A 24,628-nucleotide genomic window follows, 5' to 3' on the forward strand; every position below is an offset into this window, starting at 1 on the left:
CGCAGCTGCGGCAGATCATCGCGTCGCGTTCGCGCAGCTCGCTCATGTGGAACCCGGTGTGCGGTACACCAGCCCGTATTCCTTGATCTTCTTGATCAGCGTCGCGCGCGATATTCCAAGCTCGCGCGCAGCGTGGGTGCGGTTGAGCTTGTGCGCACGAAGCGTGCGATGAATGTGCGCACGCTCGACGTCCATGAGTGTGCGCGGTGTGTGAACGATCCCAGGGGTCTGATCGGCCTGGAGTTCGGCCGCAAGATGCACGCGGCGCAGCACACTCTCGCCACGCGCAACGATTATGGCGCGCTCGATCGCGTTGCGCAGCTCGCGTATGTTGCCGGGCCACGGATACGCGATGAGACATTCGATCACATCGTCGTCGAGCGTGCGCGGCGAATCCGCCAGCTCGGTCGATAGTGTCGTGAAGGTTGCGGTGATCAGCTCGGTGAGATCGTCGCGCGAGCGGGCGCGCAGCGGCGGCAGGTGAACTGGTGCAACACCGAGCCGATAGTACAGATCCTCGCGGAAACGTCCCGCATTGACCTCGCTCACGAGATCCTTGCTCGCAGCAGCGATGACACGCGCCGTTGTCATTTCGCCATTATCCGCCCGGGCGGCGCCCGCCTCCAGCGCGTGCAGCAGGCGCTCCTGCAGATCGGGACCGAGATCGGCGATCTCTTCGATGAGGACCGTGCCGCCGCTCACCACGTCGAGTAGGCCGGGGTTCCGCTCCGACGACTCCGGATCGCCGAGAAGCTCTGCGCCAAGCGTCGTCGGATCCGACGACGCACAGTTGATCTGGACGAACGGCCGGGCCGCGCGCGCGCTCCTCGCATGAATGTACTGGGCCAGCCGTCCCTTCCCCGTTCCCGGCTCGCCGATCAGCAGCGCGGTTGCAGCATCGCTGCGTGCCAGTGCGTCCACCTGTCTCACCAGATCCTGCATGGTGCGCGACGTACCCATCAACGGCAGAACTGCATCGTTGTCGCGCTGCCAGGTGAGGGAAAGAAAGCGGGCCACGAGAGTATCGGAGATGGTCAGGGTTCGCGAAGTGGCTGTGCCACCGGTGTGTTCTACTGACGATTTATTTGACAGTCTGGTACCAGAAGTCGTGCCGCAAGCGGCTCGACTACCGCTGTAAAAGGCGTATTTCCAATCAATTCGCCATCCGCCTGGGCCGGAAGAATGGGGGCTGTCTGTACCATGATACTCTCGCCTTGCATGTAGGTCATCGCTGGATCGGCCCTGAAGTCACGAAACAACAGTTTATAGGTGATCCTCGCAATATCTACCACGGTAACTGGATCGAAGATACACACATCCAGCTTACCGTCATCCCGGCGAATGCCCTCGCCCAACGTTACGAGGCCGTTGAGGAGCACGCCGAAATTCGCCACGAGCACCACGGCGGCCTCTCGGGTCACGGTGCTGCCGTCGACGGTTACCCTGGCAGTGAATCTTCGGCGACGAAGTACGTGGGCGGATCCGGCAACGACATAGGCCATGACGCCGGCGCGGCGCTTCCAGGCCGGCGATGTTCCGGCGATCATGGAGGCATCTATTCCCACGCCAGCGCCGATGACGAACCGAGTGCCGTCGCCCAGGCGTCCAAGATCCACCAGGGCCTCGTCGCCCCGAACGAGTGCTTTGATCGCGCGCCGTACACTCAAGGGGATTCCGAGCGCGCGGGCGAGCAGGTTTCCGGTGCCCCCCGGCAAGACGCCCACAGGCGGTCCGCCAGGCGATAGCGCGCCGATCACCTCGACGGCGGTTCCGTCGCCGCCAAGCGTGAATATCGCGTCGTAGTCGCCGCCCCGCACTGCCAGGAGCTCGGCTGCATGGCCGCGACGTTCGGTCACGATTACATCGCACGCGATCTCCAACTTTGCGAACGTACGAATCGCGGAGGTGATCGAGCGTGCACCGCTACGTGAAGCGGGGTTCGCAATCAACAGTGCGCTGCGAATCCGCGCGCGATCCACGCTGCTCCGCGCGGATCGCATCAGAAACGCCAGGAACGAAGGAAGTCGATGCCGAGCTGCGGCGGCGTTTGCTGAAATGTCTGCAGCGCTCCCGGACGGGAACACAGCAGATCCGTCGTGCCGGGCTCGACGCCTAGCTGCGCTGTATAGCTCTGACTCAGCCGGTACTCGAGGCGAAGTCCCAGATTGCGCTGGAAGCTCGCAGCGCTACGCAGGTTTTCAGCGCAGAATCCGGTGCTGAAGTTGAGAAAGAGGTTGTTGTTCAGCTGCTTGCCAACGAGCGCACGAGTGTTGAGCAGATTGCTGTAGAAAGTCGCGTTGTCGGCGGTGCCAGGGGCCTGTGGTGCAAGAAGCGCCGGCGTCTGAAGCTCGACGACGTCGAACACAGATCTTGGAATCGCGCTGCTGATGATGTTGCCTGCGGAGCGTACGGCCACGTTCGCGAGCTGATTGACGTACTGCGCGGAAGTGTAATCGAGCGCGAACGCTGGCTCGCCGGTAATGAGGTAGCTGAGAAGATCGGACTGTGAGAGCGGCAGGTTATCGGCGCTGGAAAGCGCGAGCGACGGAGCTGAGAGGGTTCCTCCGATGGTCGCGCGGATCCGAATGTCCTGGCCATTGAGGCTCTGCGCCGGCTTGCGCACAGTATTGATCGCGGTGATGTCGAGTGCCGGATCGAGATCCGGCGTCCCGAAGAATCGCAAGGTCCCCTGCTCCACGTCGAACGTGGGCTGGACGAATGGGACGACGTCGAGCCGATAGGTGCCGCGCACGGTGTTGAGCTGGCCGTCCAGCGCAAGTTGTGAGCGTTCGCCGGTCACCGGACTCCTGCCGAGCGTGACGTTGAGCGAGCCGCCCAGCTTGATGTTCGCTTCGGCCGATCTCAGCCAGACGTCATCGCCGATGCTGACGGACACGTTGTCCAGACGCAGATTCTTCGTGAACTCGCTCGGCGCGGTGGGTAGAATCGCGCGATTGCTCGCGACGGTGGTATCTACAACATCAAGCAGTTCCGGATCGTTGAGATCCACGAGGCGTTTGGTGATCAGCTCGGGGATGTACACGGTGCCACGATCGACGCGCACGGCACCGGTTACCCTGGCACCGGAGTACGGACCGGTGAGAGAGATTGGCGAGGTCGTGCTGACATCGAGCGAGGCGAGCCCGCGCCTATCAACTGCGCGGAAGTTCTGCGCCGTCGCCTTGAGCGCGAAGACGGGATTGTCGTACTGCGACAATGCGACGTTTCCAGTGACATCGAGCGTTCCACGACGCTCGCGGGCTGTGGTTGCGGAGAGCTTCTTCAGGAAGACGGTGTCGCCGCTCAGCGCGATGTTCGCGTCGAGGCGATCGAGGCGAACGCCCATCGGCGCAATCGTTGCGGCGCCACTATCGACTACGATGCTGCCGTTTAGATGCGGATGAGCGGTGGTGCCACTGACGTCGACGCGCGCAGTGAGAGCGCCGCGAATGTTGCTGACACCGCTACCGAAGAGCTCGAGCAACGCGAGACTGAGACCGTCCGTGCGCAACGATCCGTGAATCGAATCACCAAGGAAGGCGATGTTGCGGATCGCGACCGATCCGCCCTGCGTGCGTGACAGAATCACGGAATCGACCGTCACGCCGCGCGCGCCGGACTCCAGATGCACCGGCGAGCCGAGCGAGTACGAGTTGACGGAGTCGACGTCCACTCGGGCGGAATCGACGCGGAAGTTCACGGCACCGGAATCGCCGCGCGAGACGTTGCCCGATGCCGAGGCGCGCGCCGAGCCCGTTCCAACGAAATCGGCGCGGAACGCCGCGTCGGAACCGTTGCTGATTCGCAGGCCGACGGTGGCCTGACTCACCGGGACCGGGCCGGCGGAAAGAGTATCAGCCGTCAGTGCCACCACCCCGCTCGGCTTGGCGCCGAGGTCGCGCATCGCATAGCTGGCGTGGAGGCTGCGCACGCGAGCGGGACCAGCGATGACGTCGCGCGCGGCCGCGGTACCCTGTGCCTGCAATGCCGATGGCGCACCGCTCAGCGTGCCCTTCACCGTGACCGCGCCTGACGACACACTGCTGTGATCACCTGCCGCGGGCAGCGATCCATCGCCCAGCAGCCGCCGAACGTCATTCAGCGATGCAAGGTCGACCTGAAAATTGAGCGAGCCCGTGCGATTTGCCGCGGATGCGATGGTTCCGCGCGCGTTCGCAACCGTGCCGCCGGTGGCAAGCATCAGCGTATCGACAGTGATGAGCCCGTCGCCAAACCGCACCTTCGCCGATGACGGCAGCAGTGCGGTATTCGCTACACGCGAGTCGAGCAGCGACGCGGATGCGGACCCTGTAAAGTCAGGCAGCGAATCACCGGTGATGTCGATCGCGTACGTTCCGTTCAACGACGTGTGTGGGAGAGACTCGTTCCCAAGCAGAGTCCGCAGATTCGCATTCGACACGCTTCCGGTACCGTGCGCGCCATAGTTCGGCGGATCGGCATCCACGCGGCCGTCGAAGGCGAGAGTTCCGCCGTCGCCGGAGAGAGAGGTAGTGAAGCGAAGATCCGGACTTTGACCCTGCACGCGAATCGGACCACTCAACGACTCGCGCAGAGGGAGATTGACATAGGACTTGCGCAACGTCTCGAACGCGAGTGGCTGGGCCTGCAGATCGAGATCGTATGTGAGGTACAGATCACCCCAGGTCACGCGTCCGTTGCCTGACACGTGCGATTGCGGACCGTCTCCGTCCTGATGGGTGAGCTGCGCGTTGCTGAAACGAACGTCGAGCCAGCTCGAGTCGAGCACGGCAGTCCCCGAGACGGTGCCGTTCAGACGGGGAAAGTTCTTGTTGAGATACTGCAGGGTTCGCAGGTCGAGCGTCGTGACGTTCACCGCGAAGTCGTGAAATTCGGTGAACGCCGGCGAGAAGATGTTGAGCTCGCCCTTGCCGCTAGCCACGGTGACTGCGCCGGGTACGTGAGCATCCGCGAACCTGAGCTGGGAATCCTCGACATGAAACCGGGCGAGGTTTCCACCCGACGCACGCACCGTTCCAGTGATGTCGCCCTGCCAGTCATACGGGAACGGCTTGCCGTTCAATGTTCGGAGCAGGTCGAAATTGACCGGGGATGCCGTGAGCTGGACGTCACTCACGATCAGCGTGTCCTCGCCCGTCGTAAACGTCATTCGCCCACGCAGCCGGGAGCGCGTCGAGCGTACATCCATGTTGCTGAGCGCAAAATCGGTGAGGTGGAGCTGCTTCGGCTGCGTACGAATGTCCAGGTCCGTACTGCCGGAGCCGGTCCGCGGGAGCGTGGGATAGACCCATGCGATGTCGTTCAGCGACATCGAATCGGCGTGAACGTGAACGTCGTATCGGATAGGAAGGTCGCTTCCCCATACGATCTTTCCCTTCGCCCTTCCGGTCGAAGCCGGAAGGTTGACGCGTGGAAGGTCGAGCCATACGGAATCGCCGAGCTGCCTGACTACTCCGGCTGTGTTGGAGAACAGAAACGGCGGATCAGCCTCGGCTACCTTCAGTCCGGTAAAGCGGAACAGCATTCCGGCGGTATCCGGATTGCTGATGCGCGCTGCAGGAAGGTCGACATCACCAGCAGTCCAACGCCAGGTTCGAGCGTATCCGTCGCCGGTGCGACGAATCTCGTGGTCCTTGCGTGTCAGTTCGAAGTGAATGGCACTATCGAGTGCAGCGTGTTTCAACCACGGAGCGGGGTGCCACGGAAGCGTGAGTATGAAGGTCGCGTTGCGAACCTGCGCCGAGTCCATGACTATGAACGGACTGGGCTGCTTGGGCTGAAATTTGGCCGGTTTCGATTCGCGAAATACCTGCCGGAAATTCCAGTCGCCATTCTCATGCTGGCGTATGTACACAACCGGATGCTCGACGCGGAGGTTGTGGAGTAGCACACGTCGGTCCAACAGGTCGCGAAGGTCGTAACCCACCGACACGCGTCCCGTCGCAATGAAAAGCGAGTCCTGTGTATCACGAATGGCGATGGAGTCGATGGTGACTCCCGTGAAGAACCCGTCGCTGATATGGCCCACGTACAGAGATCCGTGGATCCTTTGCTTGAGCGCTGAGACGACGAGCCGGCGAATCTGTTCGCGGCCACGATCCGTCTGCGTTATGCCGAGCACGGCAAGCACGGCGAGCGAAAACAGCGTGAGCAGCGCAGCCGCGCTGCCAAGAACGATCCGGCCGCGAAGTGTCACGCCCTAGAACGCCTGGCCAATTGCGAGGCCGAACGTGAGACGCTGTCCAAAGGACCTGTTCGTGGGCGGCTTGTAGCCCGCACATACTCCGGGCGCCTGCACCGGCACCGGATGCGCGGGATCAGCGTAATCCGTCGTCACTCTGAGCGTGTTGCCCGGAGCCACACATGGAAGCGCGCCAGCGTCTGCATTGCTCTCGTAATACAGGGGGCCGACAGGCTGCGGATACGGATCGTAGCCGACAACGACACGAACGGGGCCAACAGGAGTCAATGCAGCAACCTGAACTCCAGGCGTGACCTTGATCTGATAACCACCGAACGTGGAGCCAGCACCGCGGTTCCACACATCGCCCGCGTCGACGAAGACGCCGAACTGGAGCACATCGGGCAGCACGGGGCTGCGAAGGCGCAGCTCGAGATTCGCGACGACCAGACTATTGCCACCCACGGGGACCACTCGTTTGGGCTTGGCTGTGCCAAGATAGCGGAAGTAGGTGTTGGTCTGTCCGCCGATATCAGGCACAGTCACGGTGTCGTACGACGGCGCGATGTAGGTGACGGCGCCGAGCTCGTTCTGCGCGAATCCGCGCACGGAGCTTGGACCACCGGCATACAACCGCTCCTGCGGCGGAATGAAGCCGGCGTTCGTCTGGAAATTGCGACCGAAGACGAGGCCGCCTCGAATGTGCATGGCCAGCACGTTGCCGCCGCCGATCGCGATGTATCGCGACGTCTCGGCGAGCAATGTGTTGAACTGCAATCCGGAGTCCGAGAGCACGAGGGGCGACGCGTGTCGTACCTCGAAGCGCGAAAGAGTTCCCGAGCTGGGCGCGATTGGATCGTTTGTCGCGTCGTGCACCACCACTGCGTTCACCACTCCGAGCCGCTGGTTCCGTTGAACGCGGTCACGTTCTTCCGCGGTACACAGGTTGAACACGGCACAGAACAGCGCGGGTTGCGATTCCGTTCGGCCGAAATCCATGGTGTAGCCGAACGTCACCGGAGTGCGTGCCCAGCGCTGATATTGCAGCGATGCGACGCCTCCTATCAATGTCGTTCGCACGTACACCTTGTACTCGCTGACGCGGGACGTGTAAGCAGTGAGCGTCGGCACTGTGCGAAGTCCGAAGAACACCGGCTGGCGCAGTGTGGCACCGAGATAGTAGTTGAGGCGCTCGCTGTACGGGTCCGCTTTCGCTTGCGGGCAGAGGTCTGGCGCGCCGTTGAGCGGGCTGCCGATGCCGATCTTGGAGACGCGCCCCTGAATCGTGAGATGGCGCGCACCGTTCAGGAAATTGTAGTCGTCGAGCTCACCCGTGGCGCGGAAGCAGTCCAGCGTACCGTAGCCGCCGCCGAGCCGCGCGGCGTGCATCGTGTTCTCGGCGAGCGACACGTTCAGGGGTGCAATGGAATCGGGGCCAGCTCGCGAGCCTCCGGCGCTGTCCAGAGCAATCGCGACGTGCGTGTAGGCATCGGTCTGATAGAGAGCGCGCTGCGCGTCGATCAGTGCCTGTTCGCGGTAGAGCGCGCCGGAGTCGATGCCGATCACGCGTCGCACCGTACGATTGGAGATGTGCTGCTTCTTGTTGCGTGCGGGTGTGACCGCTATGGCCACCCCACCAAAGCGTGTGAGCTTTCCCGGGGTGATGGTAAGGGTGTCGAATGCGACGAGCCCACTGTCGGCGGTACCGAAGCTGTTGTGTGCAGTGACGGCGGGATAACCGGCGTTGCGGAGGCGTCGCGTCATGAGGTCGATCGCGGCGTCGATTTTCGTTCGGTCGAAGCGCTGGCCTGGCGCGATGGGGATACCGGCCTTCACGCTGCTCGCGTTCGGCAACGAATCGAGGCCCTTGATGACGAGACTGCGCAGCACGGTTGCGCGCCCTTCATGGATGTTGAACTCGACACGGATGCCGGAGCGTCCGGCGGCGATCCGCCCCGTATCGACCGTCACGGCTGGGAAGCCGCGCCGGCGGTAGAAGAGGATCAAGCGCAGGCGATCGTTTGCGAATTCCTGTTCGTCCAGACATCTGCGCGCGGAGAACGGAAGATCGAGGTAGCGCCGAGCCCACGCGGAGGGCGTAGTTACGATGGCGTTTGCCAGCTCCGCGTCGGTGAAACCGTGATTTCCGATGAAGTCCAGCCCACGCACCTCGGTGTCGCCCGAGTGGCAACCAAGGTCCTGTCCCCTGGCGATAGTTGGCAGAGCCAAGCAGGCGGCCAGAACGGTGGCCGCGGTGATTATCCTCTTGATGATGTCCGCGGTCACAATTGACGCTCTAATGATAGCCCGGTAAGTTCTCGCCTCGCACCCTATAATGTCAACAGTTGCCCATTCGCGAGGGTTTCGCCCGTCGCGCCGTGCCATCCTCGCCGGCCTTGTAGCCCTGTCCGGCGTGGCCGGCCTGTCCGGTCCCGTAGCGTGCAGCGCGCCCGGAGTGCCAGACCGCCGCACGCTGATCGACTCCCGTGACAACTACGATCCAAGGTCTCTCGATCCGGCCCTCTCGACGGACGTCCCGACGGGGCGCGCCGTGTCCTATGTGTTCGACGGGCTCACGCGCTTCACGCCGAAGGCTGCGGTCGTCCCGGATCTGGCAACGTCGTGGGAGCTGGCTTCCGATGGGATAACCTACACGTTCCATCTGCGAAACGGCGTTCGATTTCACGATGGCACGAGCTTCTCCGCCTCCGACGTGAGGCACTCGTGGCAACGGGTGCTCGATCCTGCTACCAAGGGCGGCCGCGGATGGCCACTGTATCCGATCCGCGGCGCGCAGGAGTTTGCCGCTGGAAAGGCGCCGAGCATCTCGGGGCTGAAAGTGGTGGATGACAGCACCATACAGATCACGCTCACCGAGCCGTTCGCAATCTTTCCCAAGATGCTCGCGATGCCCGCAACGGCGATTGTCCCGAAAGTGACTCCGCCCGACTTCGGCGAGCACCCGATCGGCACCGGGCCCTGGAAGTTCGTTGCATGGCACCACGATGACTACCTGCTCTTCGCGCGCAACATGCAGTATCACGATGGTGCCCCGCTCGCGGATTCACTCGAGGCTCGCATCATTCCGGAATTGAGTACTGCCGAGGCGGAGTTCCAGGCCGGCAACGTCGACGTGCTGCAGGTTCCGGCGCAGGAATCACCGTCGTGGGAATCCAACGAAGAAACACGTCCGCTGCTGCAGTCGGCCCCGTCGCTGCGTTTGATCTACGGTGCCATAAATACGACCCGCGGGCCGTTACGCGACGTGAGGGTGCGTCAGGCGATCAATCTCGCGGTCGATCGAGGCATGATTCTGAGACGGCTGATGGGCGGACGCGGCACACTTGCAGCCGGCGTGATTCCGCCATCGCTCGATGGTTTCAATCCATCACTCGCTGCGTATCCGTACGACACTGCGCGTGCGCGTGCGCTACTAAAGGACGCCGGTTATCCCAACGGAATCGACATAGAGCTGTGGACGTCGCAGAGCGAGCAATTCCCGCGCATCGCGCAGACGATCCAGGCATACCTCGCGCAGGTCGGCATCCGCGTAACGATCGTTCAGCGCGACGCCTCGTCGATGCGCGAGGCGGCGCGGAACGGCAAGACCGACATCGCCCTCAAGGACTGGTACGCCGATTATCCGGACGCCGAGAATTTTCTCTATCCCCTGTTGCACAGCAACAACCGCGGCGTTGGCGGCAACGTATCGTTCTTCAGCAACGCTACGTTCGACAGCGTAGTTTCCAGAGCGCGCAGAGAACCGGACGATCAGAAAAGGTTCGCGTTGTATCGCGAGGCGGATTCGCTGGCGCACGAACAGGCACCGATGCTGTTCATGTTCTTCTATACGGAATTGTACGCCGTACAGCCATGGCTCAATGGATTCACCGTGCCGTCGATCTTCACCGGCGAGCGATGGACCACGGCGCACATCGAGCGACCGCCAAAGACGGCACCGAAGTGACGTCATACATCATTCGCCGGCTGCTACTCGCGATACCGACTCTGTTCGGTGTGCTGGTCGTCACCTTTCTGCTGCTGTACATCGCCCCGGGCGACCCGGTGCAGGAGATGGTGGGCGAGCGCGCCGATTCCGCGACGATAGCGAGGCTGCGCAAGGAGCTGCGACTGGACGAGCCGGTTCTCTCGCAGTTCACGCACTACGCCGGCGGTGTTCTCCGCGGCGACCTCGGCACTTCCTACATCACACGCAGGCCGATTCTGAGCGACGTACTCGAGCGCTTCCCGAAGACGCTGCTGCTCGCCGGCACCGCGATGCTGTTCGCTTCGATAACCGGAATCCTCATAGGTGTGTTGAGCGCGCAACACCCGGGTGGCTGGTTCGACCGGATATCACTTGGCGGAGCCTATCTCGGGATTTCGTTCCCCGTGTACTGGGTTGGACTGCTCCTGATACTGCTGTTCGCGGTGACACTGCACTGGCTTCCGCCGTCGGGATACGGCGGAATTCGGCATCTGATTCTTCCGGCGCTCGCACTCGGGACACGCTCCGTCGCATTTCTCGCGCGCGTAACCCGGTCGGCGATGCTCGACGTTCTCAACAGCGACTTCGTGCGCACCGCACGAGCGAAGGGCCTGAGCGAGCGGGCGGTAGTTCTCAAGCACGGACTGCGGAACGCACTCATTCCGGTGATCACCGTACTCGGCCTCGACTTCGGGTACTATCTCACAGGCAGCATACTCACAGAGACGATCTTCAGCTGGCCGGGACTCGGGCGCTACGTCGTCAACGCTATTTCCCGGCGCGACCTTCCCGCGATTCAGGGGAGCGTGCTGTTCCTGAGTGTGATCTTCGTACTCGTAAACCTCCTCACCGACCTCGCGTACGCCAAGGCCGACAAGCGTGTGAACCTATGACCGAACTTCGACAGAACATCTCCAGCGGCGGACCGTGGGAGGATGTGGTTGGCTACTCCCGCGCGGTGCGCACCGGCAATCACGTATTCGTTGCCGGTACGACCGCGGTCGGCACTGACGGAAAGATCGTCGGCGACCGCGACGCATACGCACAGACGGTGCAAGCACTACGCACGATCGAAGCGGCGCTGAAACAGGCAGGCGCAAAGCTGTCCGACGTCGTGCGCACGCGCATGTTCGTAACCGACATCTCGAATTGGGAAGCGATCGGACGCGCGCACGGAGAGTTCTTCCGCGACATCAGACCTGCGGCAACGATGGTGGAAGTGACCCGCCTGATAGATCCGGCGATGCTCGTGGAGATCGAGGCCGACGCAGTGATCGCGGGTTCGTAGCGCACCAAGTCCTGCCGCGATCAAACGAGACCCACTCAAGTCGTGGAGCGTCAGTCGAGATCAAACGCCACGAGCAGGGCGGCGTTCAGCTCAACCACCTTGGGCCGTGCGAGCGAGCCCACGTAGTGAGTCAGAGCGGATTTCGGCACGAGGAGAAGTTGGTCGCAGTTGACGACCGAGTCGTGTTTCAAACCTTCGCTAATCCCGACCGCAACTTCAGTGGACCGCCCATCATCGTTCGTGTTGATCGCAGCGCAAACTACCTTGTCTGCCTTCGAGTCGCAGAGCGTTTGCCGACTCACAACTACGACGCACCGCGCACGCTTCGGATCGTTTCCGGGCGCAGGTGAAACACGGTAAATCTCGCCTCTGGTCAGACTCACTCGGGCCAGGATTGGAGACTCAGGAGGTCGTCCGATTCGCGGTTAGTGATCTCCGCACTCGCGTTGATAGCCTGCAGGTCATGCGCTCGACGCGCCCGTCGCAGCATCGAGCGGAGATAGGCACGCACCGCGCGTTCCACCAGAGCGGAGCGTTGAGCCTTCCCCGCAACTGCGTCTGCGGCACGTATAAGCTCACCCGAAAGGCTCACCGAGGCTTTGGCCTTTTTTTCATGCTCGCCGAGCAAACGCTGCACTGTAGCGGCGGTCTTTGCAGGGAGGATTGAATTCATACTACTAATGGTAGTATATATGTTGCTACCTTTCAAGCTACCATACACCCGGGCCATCTTTAGCCCACGGACAGTTCAGTCGTCCTTCTGCCCGAACACCGCCATGTTCGAGCTATGTCCGGGCGCGACTTTCTTGTCGGGATGGACCCAGTGCACTGCCTGGTTCACCGCCGTCGCGGCTTCGGCGAATCCTGTCGCGATCAGCTTCAGCTTTCCGGGATAGGTGCAGATGTCACCCGCCGCGTAGATGCCGGCGTGGCCCGTTTCCATCTGGCTGTTCACTACTATCTCGTCGTTGACGAGCTCGAGTCCCCAGTCGTTCAGCGCGCCGAGATCGCTCACGAAGCCGAGCATCGGGAGGATCACGTCGCATTCCACACGCTCCAGCTCCTTGGACTTCACATTGCGAAGCGTGACCGAGTCGAAGTATTCGCCGGCCGAGTGGATGTCGTGCAGCTCGTGGAATGTGAAGACCTTGGTGTGACTCGTGTGCACCGACGCGAGCACGTCGGCGACGGTCGCAGCATGGGCGCGAAAGCGGTCGCTGCGGTGAACCAGCGAGATTGCTTCCGCCGTACCGCGCAGCTGCTGCGCCCAGTCGAACGCCGAGTCGCCGCCGCCGATGATGATGACACGCTTGCCCCGGAACTGTTCGAGATCGAGAACGCGATCCTGAATGCCCTTTCCGTACCACGGCTCTGCGACCGCCTGTGGCAGCCGGCGCGGCGAAAACGCTCCGATTCCGGCTGCGAGAACCAGCGATCGGGTCGGAAAACGATCGGTGCTGGTGACCAGGACGAAGTGCCCGTCGTGCTCCTCGAGTCCGGTCACATGTTGATTGAGATGGACCGGCTCGCCGAACTGGGCCGCCTGGCTTTCGAGCGAGCGCACCAGATCCTTTGCCAGCACCTTGGGAAAGCCGGCGACGTCGAAGATGTATTTCTCAGGATAAAGGGCCGTCAGCTGGCCGCCGGCCTGCGATAATGCGTCCACGACCTGCGCGCTCGCGCCGCGCATTCCACAGTAGAACAGGCCAAAAAGTCCGGTTGGTCCGGCGCCTAATATCGTTACGTCTTTGATCTCGTGCTCCATAGTGGCGAAATTTACCCGGATATGACTATGAAGATCTATACGAAAACCGGCGACGCTGGCACGACCGGACTCTTTGGCGGCGGCCGCGTGCCGAAAGACGATTCGCGCGTCGACGCCTATGGCGATGTCGATGAACTGAATGCCGTACTCGGCGCCGCGCGCGCGACTGGCCCGATGCCACGGGTCGACGAAGTGCTGGTTGCGGTGCAGCGCGATCTCTTCGCGATCGGCGCTCTTCTGGCAACGCCGGACATCGAGAAGATGCACGCGCACCTCACGAAGGCGCGCATCGACGATGCTCGCATCGAGGAGCTCGAGCACGCAATCGACGCGTGCGACAACGAGCTGGAGCCGCTCAAGGCATTCATCATTCCGGGCGGGACTCCAAAAGCAGCTGCACTCCACGTGGCGAGGACCGTGTGCCGGCGCGCAGAGCGCAAGGTTGTACATCTGCAACACTCGGTGGAGCTTCCGAAGCTGACGGTGGTCTATCTCAACCGTCTGTCCGATCTGCTCTTTTCGCTTGCCCGCGTCGCTAACAAGCGCGCCGGCGCCGGCGAGGTTACGTGGTAGATAAGGCTACGCGGCCAACGCGAGATCCTGTCTCATTCATAGATGCTGGCGGCTACGAGATAAGCGTGGCCGCCGGGTTGCTGGGCCGCGCTGGAGAAATCGCGGCCGCGGCGGCGCCAGCGCATCGGTACGCGGTGGTCTCCGACAGCAACGTCGCACCCTTGTACGCCTCCCGGCTGGTCGAGCAACTCGGACAGTCGGGCGAATCGGTTCCGTTATGCACGGTTCCTGCCGGCGAGGCGCACAAGAACCGCGAAAGCTGGGCGGCGATAACCGATCAACTGCTGGCCGCGGGGCTTGGCCGCGATTCGGCGATCATCGCCCTGGGTGGCGGAGTCGTTTGCGACCTGGCTGGCTTCGTCGCCGCCACGTTCATGCGCGGGGTGCCGGTGGTCCACATACCGACGACCCTGCTGTCGATGATCGATGCATCGATCGGAGGCAAAACCGGCGTCGATACGCCGCATGGGAAGAATCTGGTCGGCGCCTTTCATCAGCCCAGCGCTGTGATAATAGATCCGGAAGTGCTTGATACACTTCCAGTTAGCGATTTGAGGGCGGGACTGGCGGAAGCGCTCAAGCACGGCGCGATCGCCGACGCGGCCTACTTCGATTTCATCGCCAGCTCGGCGCCTCTCCTACTTGCGGAGGACCCGGGCAAGCGTGACGTTCCTGCGCTCAATCACGTCATCGAGAAGAGCGTCCGGCTCAAGGTTGGGGTGGTCGCCGCTGATGAACGGGAAAATGGAGCTCGCAAAGCCTTGAACTTTGGCCACACTATAGGACACGCGATCGAGCTGCTCAGCGGATTCAGCATGCGACACGGCGAGGCCGTCGGAGTCGGGATGGTGCTGGAAGCCGACGCGGCAGAACGTGCAGGTGTCACCGACGCCGGCACCGCCTCGCGCATCCGTGCGGCGCTCGAGAGTGCGGGACTTCCCATCGTTCGTCCAGCCGGACCGTCGGTGTCCAGCATCCTGGAATCGATGCGTGGCGACAAGAAAAGCCGATCAGGCGAGATCGAGTATGCGGTGCCGACTCGGATAGGAGTGATGGCGGGCGCGGGGGCAGGCTACACCGTCCGTCTGTCGGACGCCGTTGTCGCCGAGGTCCTCGCGTGAAGCGCTGGGAGGTGGGCCAGGCGATAGTTGCCGTTCTCGCCGCGGCGGTCTTCGTCAAGACCGGAATCGCTCGCCTTCCCAATGCCAATCCAGAACCGTTCCGTCACCCGCCGGTGCTGGTGTATGCTCCCCGGATGCTGCCGCCGCTGATCGTCCGGGCAGAGCGGATCATGCCCAAGATTCCGAAGCTCAAGAGCATTTTCGCTCGCGCGCCAGTCGGCAAGCCGCTCGAGGTTTCGTTGACGCAGTACTGCCTGCAGGGGACGACTCGCCGCGACCACTGGGTCAGAGAGGGGATCGTTGCGGCGGATCCGCGCATCTTTCCGCTCGCGCACTACGTCGAGCTTTTCCTAGGCAAGCACTACCTCGGCCGCTTTCTCGTGGATGACACAGGTGGGAAGGTCAAGGGCAGAACGCTGGACATCTGGAACCCGTCTTGCTCTGAAGCGAGGAGGTTCGGTCGCCAACGCGGGACCGCCACACTCGTAATGAAACCGGAGAATTGATGTCAGCCTTCACCACGTACCTGATCGGCTTTTTCGTGGTCATCGTAGGTCTCGCCATCGGGGCGTACCTGTTGAACGTGCCTACGACGTGGATCGCTGTCGGCGTGATCGTGCTGGTCGGGTTGGGCATCCTCAAAGCCACAAGCCGCGCACGCCAGAAGGACCCGCCGACGAGCTGAGCGGCGGGTACGCTTCGCAGTTCGGCGCGCGATTAATACCGGTCAGCGCCAGCGTCGCGCCACCTGGGTGACAGATCACATTCCTTTGGCACGAAATATGGCTGTTGACCAAACTGCAAGCGCCCATTAGTCTGACTGCTTCAGCCCATCATTGGAGCGTCTATGCCGGCAGCGGTCGTCGAGAGCAGGCCAAAGGGATTTGCGCGTTCGTCTCCCTCCACAGCCTTCGACCAGTACCTGCACGACATCCAAAAACTTCCCCTGATCACGGACGTCGAGGAAGAACGAAGACTGGCCCGACGAGCGCAGGGTGGCGATGAGCGGGCGGCAGAACGACTGGTGACAGCGAACCTTCGCTTCGTCATCTCCTACGTCAAGAAGTATCAGGGACACGGACTCGATCTCAGCGAGCTCGTAGCAATCGGAAACGAAGGATTGCTGAAGGCAGTCAGGAAGTTCGATCCGGACCAGGGCGTCAAGTTCATCTCCTACGCCGTATGGTGGGTCCGGCAAGCGGTGCTCAAGGCATTGGCCGAGCAGACGCGATCGGTGAGAATCCCACTCAATCAGAATTCACAGCTCATCAAGCTGTCGCGCGCCGAGACGGTGCTCGCTCAGGTTCTGAAGCGCGATCCGACAGACAACGAGCTTGGCAGGCTGCTGGAGGAGACGCCGGACACCGTTCGTGCGTCGCGCCAGATGTCGGCGACGGAAATCTCGCTGGACGCACCAATCGACCGCAGCGATCGCGAGGCATCGACGCTGGGCGAGCGCTTTGCGGGAGTTGACGGCGGCGAGATCGAAGAGGTGACCGACTTCAAGCTCATGCGCGAGTCGATCGACAGGGCCTTCAAGAAGTATCTCACGCCACGCGAGCGGAAGATTCTCTACCTGTATTACGGGCTTGGCCAGGATTCGGAAGCGATGACGCTCGAGAAGATCGGATCGCTGCTTGGAGTCACGCGGGAGCGGATTCGTCAGATTCGCGAGCGGGCATTCGAGAAGCTGCGCCAGTCTCCGGATGGTGGAGCGCTGTCGGGATTCTGGGGCGCGGCATAGCAATCCGGACAGGTGTGAAAGTGCAACGAGGGCCCGTGGATGGGGCCCTCGCTTTATTTTACCCATTGTGATCCCCGCGTTCGTCAACGATGCTGCCGGCACCGCTTCTGCGGCGAAGCGTGCGCTGGAGGAGACCGGCGGTTTCGAGATTCACGCTGTTCGGCCGGACGAATTGGAGAGCAGCATTCGCAGCGCGATCGCGTCCAGGCCGGCGCGAATCGTCGTCGCCGGCGGTGACGGGAGCGTGGGAACAGCAGCCCGTGTGTCATGCGGAACGGAGACTGCACTCGCGGTACTGCCTGGCGGGACGCTGAACCATTTCGCGCGGGATCACGGAATTCCGGTCGATGAGCAAGAGGCAGCCACGATTGCTATCAACGGTGAGGTCGGGCGCGCCGACGTTGCGTACGCGGACGACCGTCTCTTCCTCAACACCAGCTCGGTGGGTGCCTACGTCGCTTACGTTCGCTTTCGCAATCGCGCGGCGAAATATGTCGGGTATCGTATCGCCAGCCTGCTTGCAGCAGTGCGCATATTCATCTCGATGCGTCCGGTCTCTCTGGAGCTGGACGTGAACGGCGAGCGGCGCACTTACAGCACGCCGATTGTCTTCATAGGCGTGGGTGAGCGTGAAACGCGCTCGCCGACGCTGGGTAATCGGATTGCCGGCGGGCGGCAGTGCCTGCATGTGATCGTCGTGCGCGAACGTCGGGCGGCGCGATTGCTCGCGGTGGCGCTCGATGCGGCCACGCGCGGACTGGACAGGGTGGCCCGCACGCCGGAGCTGGACAGCTTCATGGTGGATTCGTGCACGATCAAGATGGGTGGGAGGCGGCATCACGTAGCGGTCGATGGTGAGATAGTCGCGCTCGGCATGCCGTTGCAGTACCGCCTGTCGAAAGATGCGCTCAGGATCGTCATTCCATCGGAACACAGCGCGAGCGTTGCATGACAACTCAACTTGTGGCCGGGCTCGTCGACAAGTTGCGCGCCATCGTGGGTGATCGATTCGTCCTAATACGCGATGCAGAGTTGCTGGCATACGAATCGGACGGACTGCCGGGTTATCACAAGCGCCCCAACGTCGCGGTGCTTCCCGGGTCGCGCGACGAGGTTGTGGAAGTGGTACGGTTGCTTGCCGAGTCCGAGGTACAGTTCGTACCGCGTGGTGCGGGAACGGGGCTCTCCGGCGGTGCACTGGCTGACGACGTGGTGCTTCTGGGTCTGCACCGGCTCAAGGCTGTGCTCGACATGGACATCGCGCGGATGCGCGCGACGGTCGAGCCAGGTGTCGTGAATGCGACGCTGAACAAGCGGCTCGCGCCTCACGGTGTGTTCTACGCGCCCGATCCATCCAGCGAGGCAGCGTGCACGATTGGTGGAAACATCGCCGAGAACTCCGGTGGTCCGCACTGCCTCAAGTATGGTGTGACGCTGAATCACGTTCTCGCTGCTACCGTTCTGCTTCCCGATGGGGAGATCGTCGAGCTGGGCGATCGCGACGGCGGGATGGCAGGCTACGATCTACTTGGCGCATTCGTGGGATCGGAGGGATGCTTCGGCGTTGCACTGGACATCACCGTGCGGCTTACGCGGAAGCCGGCGGCCGTACGAACGGCGCTGGCGGATTTCATGGACGTTGCGGATGCATCGCACGCGACGTCGGCGATCATTGCATCGGGCGTGGTGCCGGCGGCTCTCGAATTCATGGACAGCGGCGTAATCCGCGTGGTCGAGCAGTCGATATTCGCCGCCGGCTATCCCATCGACGCAGCTGCGATTCTACTGATCGAGGTGGACGGAACCGTCGAGAGCACGGATGCGGACATGGATCTCGTGCGCAAGCTGTGCATGGAATGTGGCGCGCGCTCCGTGCGTGTCGCCACGAACGAGACCGAGCGGGCGCGGTTGTGGCAGGGCCGGAAGAAAGCGTTCGGAGCGATGGGACGTCTCGCGCCGAATCTGGCGGTCCAGGACGCGGTGATTCCGCGCACGCGTCTGGCGGAGGTACTGGCGCAGATCCACGCGATCGCCGACTCGCACGGAGTGACGGTGTGCAACGTATTTCACGCTGGTGACGGCAACCTGCATCCGAACATCTCCTACGACGCTGGCGATCCGGATCAGGTACGGCGCGTGCACGAGTCGATGGCGGCGATGATGCAGGCATGCATCGCGGCTGGCGGGAGCATCACCGGCGAGCACGGTGTGGGGCTGGACAAGCTGCGTTACATGCCGTTGCTGTTCGACGAGCCGACGCTCGCGGCGATGTGCGATCTGCGCACTGCATTCGACCCGGCGCGACGCTCGAATCCCGGCAAGGTGGTTCCGGTGCATTCATGTCGCGAGTGGCATGGAGCGCCGGCAGTACGCGCTGGTGAGATCGCATCCGAGGTGGCGTCTGATGCGCGGTGACGCAGAGATCTCGGCGGCGGTGCGCGATGCGATAGCCGATCGCGGCGGGCTTCGCATCGTCGGCCGCGGAACGTGGCTCGACGCTGGATCACCCGTCGCGGCGCATACGCAGCTCGTTCTTTCAGACGATCACGGAATCGTTGCGTACGTGCCGGACGATCTAACGATAACCGTACGAGCGGGAACCACGCTACGCGAGCTGGACGAGACACTGGGCGCACACGATCAGTGGATCGCGCTGGATCCGGAAGGAGGCACCGACGTCACGATTGGCGCGACGGTTGCGACATGCTCGTACGGACCTGCGGCGGCGTTCTTTGGGACGCCGCGAGATCAGGTGCTGGGCATGACGGTCGTGCTCGGGACGGGAGATGTGATACGCGCAGGCGGGCGAGTGGTGAAGAACGTCGCCGGCTTCGATCTCACGCGACTCATGATCGGTGCGTGGGGAACGCTGGGCGTCATCACGGAAGTTACGCTGCGTGTGCGGTCGCGGTCGATGCGAATTGATTCGGTCTCGCACATGCGCCGCCAGCTTCCGCAGTCGCACGGTTACCGCAGGCCGGAGATTGTTCACGACCGGCTTTCCGCTGCGCTCATGCAGCGCTTCGATCCGCACCACGTGCTGAATCCTGGAATCATGGAAGCGAAGTCATGACGGAGGCGACCAGGCCGCCATGCGCTGACACGCCGCTCGCGCAGGAACAGGCCGGGCTCGACGCGTGTGTGCACTGCGGGTTCTGTCTGCAGGCGTGTCCGACATATCTGGCCCTGGAGGACGAGAACGACTCGCCGCGCGGCCGGATCGTCCTGATGCGTGCGCTGGTTGACGGGAAGCTGGCGCCGAGTGATCCCGATCTGCGGGAGCACATCGATCGGTGTCTCGGCTGTCGCGCGTGCGAGACAGCGTGCCCGTCCGGAGTGCCGTACGGACATCTGCTGGAAGCTACGCGTGCGACGCTACGCGGTGGGCAGGCGCCGACGGCCGCTTCGCGCGCCCTTCTCCGTGTATTTGCGCACCGGCCGTTGATGCGCGCCGCGATGGCGTTTGCGCGGCTCCTGGCGGCGACACCGATTCCGACGCTGTTGATGAAGCTGCCCGGAAGAATGGGCTTCGCGATGGCGATGCTCGCGTCCACCGAATTTCCACTCGAGCGGGGCAAGTATCGCGCGGAGGGTGATGGGACGAACGGCAGCGCCGCGCTGCTGCTGGGCTGCGTGATGGAGGGACTGTTCACCGCGACGAATCGTGCCACCGAGAGAGTGCTGACGCGGAATGATTATCGCATGACCGCTGCACCGGGACAGGGCTGTTGCGGGGCGCTGCACGCGCATGCCGGTGATCTGGATGCGGCGCGCAGACTTGCACGACGCAACATCGTCGCGTTCGAGCGTTCCGGTGCACAATACGTGGTCGCGAACGCAGCAGGTTGTGGCGCGATGATGAAGGAATACGCGCATCTGTTGAGCGGGGATCCCGAGTGGGCCGATCGCGCGCGCGAAATATCGTCCCGTGTGCGAGATGTGAGCGAGCTGCTGGCCGCGGCCTGTCCGCGCCCGGGCGGAGTAATTCCCTTCACCGTTGCGTACGATGCACCGTGTCATCTGCAGCATGCGCAGCGCGTGACGACCGCCCCGATCGCCGTACTCCAGGCGATTCCGGGGGTGCAGCTGGTACCGCTGGACGAGTCGGATCAATGTTGCGGCAGTGCTGGAATCTACAACCTGATCGAGCCGGAGACGTCGGACGCCGTGCTGGAACGGAAACTGGATCGCATCGGCGCATCTCATGCTGCGCTCGTTGCCACCGGCAATCCCGGTTGTCTTATGCAGATCGGAGCGGGATTGCTTCGGTCCGACATGCGGGCGCGCGCGGTGCATCCTATAGATTTACTGGATGCCTCCTACGCTGCTGATTGACAGGTCCGACCGCGCTCGAATCGAGATCTCCGGAGCTCACGCGGTTGCAACTCTCAACGGTCTCGTCACGAACGACGTTGCTGCGCTGAAAGCCGGTCACGGGCAATACGCGGCGGCGCTCACCGCGAAGGGCAAGATCGTCGCGGACATGATACTGCTCATGCTGGACGACAGGATTCAGGTGCATGCGTCCCCCGCATCCGCTCCGGGATTACGTGCGATGTTCGCCAAGTTCGTGAATCCGCGGTTCGCCACGCTCATCGATGTCACCGACATAACCGGCGACATCACGCTCGTTGGCGATCACAGCGCCGAGTCGATCGTGCGGGCTTCGAACGGAAGTGTGAACGCGGAGGAGCTGTCGGCATTGCCGCACTTCTCCTTCATCCCTGCAACGATCGGTGGTGCGCCCGTGATCATCGTTCATCTTCCGCCGATCGGCGCCGACAGTGAGCGCGTCTATTCCGCGATCGTCCCGCGCGATGCGCTCGAGCGTGTACGGGCCGCGTTCCACGATGCGGGTGCCGTCGAAGCGAGTGTTGAAGTGATGGACACGTTGCGCGTGGAGAGCGGCTTCCCGGAATGGGGAGTGGACATGGACGAGAACACGCTTCCGCAGGAGGCGAATCTCGACGACATGCATGCGGTGTCATACACGAAGGGATGTTACATAGGCCAGGAGACCGTGGCGCGCATTCACTTTCGCGGACATGTGAATCGGAGTCTTCGCAGGCTCAGATTTTCGAATGGCGTGATACCACCGCGCGGAGCCGTGCTGCAGGATGCGGAGCATCGTGGCATCGGCGACGTTCGCAGCACTGCCAGGAGCGACCGTGACGGTGCGATTGGAATCGGCATGGTGCGACGGGAGATCGATGACGGACAGGCGATCGACGTGCACTGGGAAGGCGGTGCTACGACTGCGGTTGTAGCAGGAAAAGCAAAAGGCGCGATCGAGTGATCGCGCCTTTTGCTTTGTGAGCTATGAAGATTACGGCTTCTTCATTGCGCTTTTTGCTGAATCGGCGAGTGCCTTGCCGGAATCCAGCATCTTCTTTGCGGTATCAGTCATCGCTTTGGAGCTATCCATCATCTTCATTGCAGTGTCAGTGGCTGTTGCTGGTGCTGCTGCTGCCGGCATGGTTGTGTCGGTAGCTGCCTCTTCCTTCTTTGCACAAGCTGCTACTGCGAGTAGGGCGACGGCGACGAGGGCCAGGCGCTTCATACGAGAATCTCCTTAGAGAGGTTCAGAGGGTGATCGCCCGGGTCCGTGCACGCAGTCGCGTTGCCCGGATGTGGCGCGGGGTCGAATCTATGTCTACCAGAATCGGTGTCAAGTACCACGACCCCCGAGCTAAATTACGTCGTACATGAGGGTTTCGCGACTGGTTGACATTTATCCGGATGCCAGACTAGCAATAATCGCGCTACGCCGCCGACAACCCGCCGAACCGAATCGAGAGTAGTGTGCCTCAATTTCCGCAAACATTTGGTGCCCTGAAGCGATCGGCCTATGCCGCGCCGGGCATGGTCAACAGGACGGTAAAGGACGAGCTGCGCAGCAATCTGCTGGACCGGCTCGCCAAGGGTGGCCAGCTGTTTCATGGCGTCCTCGGATACGAGGACACGGTAATGCCGCAGATCGCCAACGCGGTGCTGAGCCGACACAACTTCATACTTCTCGGGCTTCGCGGGCAGGCCAAATCGCGGATTCTCCGGGCGCTGACGACGCTGCTGGACGAGGTGGTGCCGATCGTCGCGGGCAGCGAGGTCAATGACGATCCGTTCCATCCGATCTCCAAGTACGCCCGTCAACTGATCGCGGAGGCAGGCGACGACACGCCGATCGCCTGGGCGGACCGCGACAGCCGTTATGTGGAGAAGCTTGCCACGCCCGACGTCACCATCGCCGACATAATCGGAGATGTGGACCCCATCAAGGCAGCTCGTGGAGGTCATCTCCTCTCGGATGAGCTGACGATCCACTACGGCATGCTGCCACGCGCCAATCGCGGGATCTTCGCTCTCAACGAGCTGCCGGATCTCTCGGGCAAGGTGCAGGTCGGGCTGTTCAACATCATGCAGGAGGGCGACGTTCAGATCAAAGGCTATCCGGTGCGGCTGCCGCTCGATGTGTTGCTGGTGTTCTCCGCCAACCCCGAGGATTACACGGCGCGCGGCAAGATCATCACGCCGCTCAAGGACAGAATCGGGAGCGAGATCGTGACGCACTATCCTGAAACGGTCGAGATCGGAATGGCGATCACGCGTCAGGAGGCGTGGGCGGACCGCGGCGTAATGCGGGTGCGGGTTCCGGATTTCATGGAGGAAGTGATCGAGCGCATCGCATTCGAGGCGCGCACGGACAAGCGCATAGACCGTCGCTCCGGCGTGTCTCAGCGCATGCCGATCACGGTTCTCGAAAACGTGATATCGAACGCCGAGCGACGGTCGGTGGAGACTGGAGAATCGGAGGCGGTGCCGAGGATTGCGGATGTGTATTCGGCGCTGCCGGCCATTACCGGCAAGATCGAGCTGGAATATGAGGGCGAGATCGTGGGTGGTCCGACGATTGCCCGGGAGCTGATCCGGCGTGCTGCCGATGCGACGTTCCGGGAGCGCGCCGGTCTCGTCGACACTGACGAGATCGTGATGTGGTTCGATGCCGGCGGGGCACTTCAGGTATCCGACGACGTATCCGCGACGTCGGTGGTGAAGGGTTTCGAGAGCGTGCCGACGCTGATCGACACGGTGGAGGAAGCAGGGCTGGCCAGCCGGTCGGACATTCCACTCGTCGCCGCCGCGTGCGAGCTGGTGCTCGAGGCGCTGGTGGCCAGGCGCAAGATCTCGCGGTCCGACGAGGGACGTTATGGCCGCGCGGTGAACGAGAAGCGCCGGCGTCCGGGCGAGGATTATTTCGGCGGGCTTTCAGCGTAGCGTTTAGCGTTCAGCGTAGCCATCCAGCATAGCCTTCAGCCCAGCGAGGTTTCCGTATGCCGATCATCACTGTCTCGCGCATGTACTGCTCGGGTGGCTCGAACGTCGCGGCGCGCGTGGCGGACGCGATGGGATGGTCGCTGCTGGACAACGCTGTGATCGACGAAGTAGCGGCCCGCACGGGACTGAGCGTGTCGGAGGTCGCCGCACGTGAGGAGCGCCGTCCGTCGTTGGCGGAGCGGGTCGCCACGGCGATGGCGATGAGTACTCAGGAGATGATGTCGCCGATCGCCTCGGCGCAACTGCCGCCGACGGAGCAGCGGCTGCTGGATGTGACTCGCACGGTGATCGAGGAGGCAGCGAGCCGCGACTCGGTGGTCATCGTCGGTCGCGGCGCGCAGATGATGCTCGGCTCGCGCGGTGACGTCTTCGGAGTATTCTGCTACGGCCCCCTGGAGGCGCTTACACGCAGGTGCATGCAGCGGGACGGCCTGGACCATGCCCACGCGGAGAAACGCGTGCTACAGGTCAATCAGGAACGCGCAGCGTGGGTCAAATCGAACTGGGGGCGCGACTGGAGCTGGGTGGACAACTACCATCTCTGCGTCAACACCGATGCGCTGGGCGTGGATGGGGCGGCGGATGCGATCGTGCGAGCGGCGCGCGTGTACTTCGAGCGGGGATGACGAGTCCGCG

23 protein-coding genes are annotated in these 24,628 nt (G+C 62.6%); 15 read left to right on the forward strand and 8 right to left on the reverse strand.

The annotated features are described in order from the left end of the window. Positions 1 to 42: 42 nt before the first annotated feature. Genes V4529_06150 through V4529_06165 form a run of 4 tightly spaced genes read right to left on the reverse strand, consistent with a single transcriptional unit; the run spans position 43 to position 8,467 of the window. Entirely contained in the window at positions 43 to 1,017 is a 975-nt protein-coding gene (locus V4529_06150) for a sigma 54-interacting transcriptional regulator (protein MES2357909.1), read from the reverse strand. Positions 1,018 to 1,070: 53 nt separating this feature from the next. Continuing rightward, positions 1,071 to 2,000 (reverse strand): diacylglycerol kinase family protein, encoded by a 930-nt coding sequence (locus V4529_06155; protein ID MES2357910.1) that lies wholly within the window; start codon positions 1,998 to 2,000, stop codon positions 1,071 to 1,073. Continuing rightward, on the reverse strand, positions 2,000 to 6,196 hold the full coding sequence (locus tag V4529_06160; GenBank protein ID MES2357911.1) for a translocation/assembly module TamB domain-containing protein: 4,197 nt from the start codon (positions 6,194 to 6,196) through the stop codon (positions 2,000 to 2,002). Before V4529_06160 ends, V4529_06155 begins: the two co-directional genes overlap by 1 nt. Positions 6,197 to 6,199: 3 nt before the next feature. Beyond that, positions 6,200 to 8,467, reverse strand: coding sequence for a BamA/TamA family outer membrane protein (locus V4529_06165; protein ID MES2357912.1), 2,268 nt, complete (start codon positions 8,465 to 8,467; stop codon positions 6,200 to 6,202). A 49-nt stretch (positions 8,468 to 8,516) separates the two neighbouring features. Here V4529_06165 and V4529_06170 point away from each other — a divergent pair, with 49 nt between their 5' ends. From V4529_06170 to V4529_06180, 3 genes are read left to right on the forward strand one after another with little or no spacing between them, the layout of a single operon-like run. After that, positions 8,517 to 10,148 (forward strand): ABC transporter substrate-binding protein, encoded by a 1,632-nt coding sequence (locus tag V4529_06170; GenBank protein ID MES2357913.1) that lies wholly within the window; start codon positions 8,517 to 8,519, stop codon positions 10,146 to 10,148. Further along, complete coding sequence (locus V4529_06175) at positions 10,145 to 11,062, forward strand: ABC transporter permease (GenBank protein MES2357914.1); 918 nt, start codon at positions 10,145 to 10,147, stop codon at positions 11,060 to 11,062. Before V4529_06170 ends, V4529_06175 begins: the two co-directional genes overlap by 4 nt. Beyond that, entirely contained in the window at positions 11,059 to 11,457 is a 399-nt protein-coding gene (locus tag V4529_06180) for a RidA family protein (GenBank protein ID MES2357915.1), read from the forward strand. Before V4529_06175 ends, V4529_06180 begins: the two co-directional genes overlap by 4 nt. Before the next feature lie 50 nt (positions 11,458 to 11,507). Here the strand turns inward: V4529_06180 and V4529_06185 are convergent, their stop codons facing one another. From V4529_06185 to V4529_06195, 3 genes are all read right to left on the reverse strand, one after another. Next, positions 11,508 to 11,840: a type II toxin-antitoxin system PemK/MazF family toxin gene (locus tag V4529_06185; GenBank protein ID MES2357916.1), complete on the reverse strand. Its 333-nt coding sequence runs from the start codon at positions 11,838 to 11,840 to the stop codon at positions 11,508 to 11,510. Beyond that, the gene (locus V4529_06190; protein MES2357917.1) at positions 11,837 to 12,130 is read right to left on the reverse strand and encodes a hypothetical protein; all 294 of its coding nucleotides are present in this window, start codon (positions 12,128 to 12,130) and stop codon (positions 11,837 to 11,839) included. Before V4529_06190 ends, V4529_06185 begins: the two co-directional genes overlap by 4 nt. 75 nt (positions 12,131 to 12,205) lie before the next feature. After that, positions 12,206 to 13,222, reverse strand: coding sequence for an NAD(P)/FAD-dependent oxidoreductase (locus tag V4529_06195; GenBank protein MES2357918.1), 1,017 nt, complete (start codon positions 13,220 to 13,222; stop codon positions 12,206 to 12,208). Positions 13,223 to 13,249: 27 nt separating this feature from the next. On the opposite strand from V4529_06195, the gene V4529_06200 reads away from it, so the two are divergent. The 10 genes from V4529_06200 (at position 13,250) to V4529_06245 (ending at position 21,956) form a co-directional block, all read left to right on the forward strand. After that, on the forward strand, positions 13,250 to 13,795 hold the full coding sequence (locus V4529_06200) for a cob(I)yrinic acid a,c-diamide adenosyltransferase (protein MES2357919.1): 546 nt from the start codon (positions 13,250 to 13,252) through the stop codon (positions 13,793 to 13,795). Continuing rightward, positions 13,789 to 14,916: a 3-dehydroquinate synthase gene (aroB, locus tag V4529_06205; protein MES2357920.1), complete on the forward strand. Its 1,128-nt coding sequence runs from the start codon at positions 13,789 to 13,791 to the stop codon at positions 14,914 to 14,916. Before V4529_06200 ends, aroB begins: the two co-directional genes overlap by 7 nt. Then, positions 14,913 to 15,422 (forward strand): 3D domain-containing protein, encoded by a 510-nt coding sequence (locus V4529_06210; protein ID MES2357921.1) that lies wholly within the window; start codon positions 14,913 to 14,915, stop codon positions 15,420 to 15,422. Before aroB ends, V4529_06210 begins: the two co-directional genes overlap by 4 nt. Then, positions 15,422 to 15,601 carry a hypothetical protein gene (locus V4529_06215; GenBank protein ID MES2357922.1) on the forward strand — a complete coding sequence of 60 codons (180 nt, stop codon included), beginning with the start codon at positions 15,422 to 15,424 and terminating at the stop codon, positions 15,599 to 15,601. Before V4529_06210 ends, V4529_06215 begins: the two co-directional genes overlap by 1 nt. Positions 15,602 to 15,763: 162 nt before the next feature. After that, positions 15,764 to 16,660 carry an RNA polymerase sigma factor RpoD/SigA gene (locus V4529_06220; GenBank protein MES2357923.1) on the forward strand — a complete coding sequence of 299 codons (897 nt, stop codon included), beginning with the start codon at positions 15,764 to 15,766 and terminating at the stop codon, positions 16,658 to 16,660. Between the two features lie 67 nt (positions 16,661 to 16,727). After that, complete coding sequence (locus V4529_06225) at positions 16,728 to 17,612, forward strand: diacylglycerol kinase family protein (protein ID MES2357924.1); 885 nt, start codon at positions 16,728 to 16,730, stop codon at positions 17,610 to 17,612. Next, positions 17,609 to 19,075 carry an FAD-linked oxidase C-terminal domain-containing protein gene (locus V4529_06230; GenBank protein MES2357925.1) on the forward strand — a complete coding sequence of 489 codons (1,467 nt, stop codon included), beginning with the start codon at positions 17,609 to 17,611 and terminating at the stop codon, positions 19,073 to 19,075. The genes V4529_06225 and V4529_06230 overlap by 4 nt, the downstream gene beginning before the upstream one ends. Then, entirely contained in the window at positions 19,065 to 19,733 is a 669-nt protein-coding gene (locus V4529_06235) for an FAD-binding protein (protein MES2357926.1), read from the forward strand. Before V4529_06230 ends, V4529_06235 begins: the two co-directional genes overlap by 11 nt. Continuing rightward, entirely contained in the window at positions 19,730 to 20,995 is a 1,266-nt protein-coding gene (locus tag V4529_06240; protein MES2357927.1) for a heterodisulfide reductase-related iron-sulfur binding cluster, read from the forward strand. Before V4529_06235 ends, V4529_06240 begins: the two co-directional genes overlap by 4 nt. Then, positions 20,973 to 21,956, forward strand: a complete 984-nt coding sequence (locus V4529_06245) for a hypothetical protein (protein ID MES2357928.1) — start codon at positions 20,973 to 20,975, stop codon at positions 21,954 to 21,956. Before V4529_06240 ends, V4529_06245 begins: the two co-directional genes overlap by 23 nt. Positions 21,957 to 21,986: 30 nt before the next feature. On the opposite strand, the gene V4529_06250 is transcribed toward V4529_06245, so the two are convergent. Further along, positions 21,987 to 22,220, reverse strand: coding sequence for a hypothetical protein (locus tag V4529_06250; protein ID MES2357929.1), 234 nt, complete (start codon positions 22,218 to 22,220; stop codon positions 21,987 to 21,989). Positions 22,221 to 22,462: 242 nt separating this feature from the next. On the opposite strand from V4529_06250, the gene V4529_06255 reads away from it, so the two are divergent. Together V4529_06255 and V4529_06260 are read left to right on the forward strand one after the other, a co-directional pair. Beyond that, the gene (locus tag V4529_06255) at positions 22,463 to 23,932 is read left to right on the forward strand and encodes a sigma 54-interacting transcriptional regulator (GenBank protein MES2357930.1); all 1,470 of its coding nucleotides are present in this window, start codon (positions 22,463 to 22,465) and stop codon (positions 23,930 to 23,932) included. A gap of 56 nt (positions 23,933 to 23,988) precedes the next feature. Continuing rightward, positions 23,989 to 24,618, forward strand: a complete 630-nt coding sequence (locus V4529_06260) for a cytidylate kinase-like family protein (GenBank protein MES2357931.1) — start codon at positions 23,989 to 23,991, stop codon at positions 24,616 to 24,618. Positions 24,619 to 24,628 lie beyond the last annotated feature (10 nt).

Source organism: Gemmatimonadota bacterium (assembly GCA_040388625.1).
Lineage (GTDB): Bacteria > Gemmatimonadota > Gemmatimonadetes > Gemmatimonadales > Gemmatimonadaceae > Fen-1247.